At 26.6% G+C, this 846-nt stretch carries 2 protein-coding genes; both read left to right on the top strand.

Going from position 1 to position 846, the window contains the following annotated elements:
* Positions 1–81 precede the first annotated feature (81 nt).
* Entirely contained in the window at positions 82–315 is a 234-nt protein-coding gene (locus EZH24_RS12820; protein ID WP_137999423.1) for a hypothetical protein, read from the top strand.
* On the top strand, positions 269–787 hold the full coding sequence (locus tag EZH24_RS12815; protein WP_137999422.1) for a retropepsin-like aspartic protease: 519 nt from the start codon (positions 269–271) through the stop codon (positions 785–787). The genes EZH24_RS12820 and EZH24_RS12815 overlap by 47 nt, the downstream gene beginning before the upstream one ends.
* Positions 788–846: the final 59 nt, after the last annotated feature.

Genomic DNA, 846 nt, shown 5'->3' with positions numbered 1-846 from the left:
AAAGAGAGGATTATTATTACATCATCATGCCTATGAGTATAGGAGAAGAGTAATTAATCACTTTATAAAAAGGGGGGATATATGTTTGAAGTAGAAAATAAATTTTATGAAGAACATATAAAAGAGTTTAGGGAAAAGTATCTAGGCAAGCATATAGTAATAAAAGGTGATGAATTAAAAGGTGTTTACAATAGTGATGAAGAAGCCATCAATGAATCAGTAAAAACTATGGAACTAGGTACTTTTGCAGTAAAAATAGTATCTAGTAATGATGAAGATACTAACTGGAGATTCTATTCCCGTGTCAATTTTTAAGAAAAAAAAGCAATTCCATTTTGCATTTAGAGTAGAGTACAATCATACACCTATAGAATTAAAAACAAAAGTATTAATAAAAAATAAATTTGGACTAGAAAAAGAATACGATGCAGTATGGGATACAGGAGCAACTAACACAGCTATTACCCATAAGGTGTATGAAGAACTCAATTTAAAACCTATTGATAGTTGTAAGGTAAGAGGTGTTAATAGCGGAATACATACAGTTGATATTGTATTAATAGATATATTATTGGTAAATAAAGTTAATATAAAAAATGTTAGAGCTAGTGTTTGTGATATTGGCGGCTGTGATATGCTTATAGGAATGGATATTATTAAATTTGGAGATTTAGCAATATCTAATAAAAATAATAAAACAATATTCAGCTTTGCAATACCGCCTTTTGATAATTCTACAGATTTATTGGAAAAAGCAAATAAAGTCAATAAAAATAATGGATATTAATCTATATAAATAAAAATTATAACATAAAAAATGTTTTTAATAATAGCTTTTCATTATAA

Source organism: Brachyspira catarrhinii (assembly GCF_005518285.1).
Classification (GTDB): Bacteria; Spirochaetota; Brachyspiria; order Brachyspirales; family Brachyspiraceae; genus Brachyspira; species Brachyspira catarrhinii.
The sequence above is the reverse complement of the archived record's forward strand: the minus strand, read 5'-3'. Positions and strand labels throughout refer to the sequence as shown.

What these genes read in the sequence shown, in the direction of transcription:
- EZH24_RS12820 (WP_137999423.1), top strand. Translation starts at nt 82, where the DNA reads ATGTTTGAAGTAGAAAATAAATTTTATGAAGAACATATAAAAGAGTTT.
- EZH24_RS12815 (WP_137999422.1), top strand. Translation starts at nt 269, where the DNA reads ATGATGAAGATACTAACTGGAGATTCTATTCCCGTGTCAATTTTTAAG.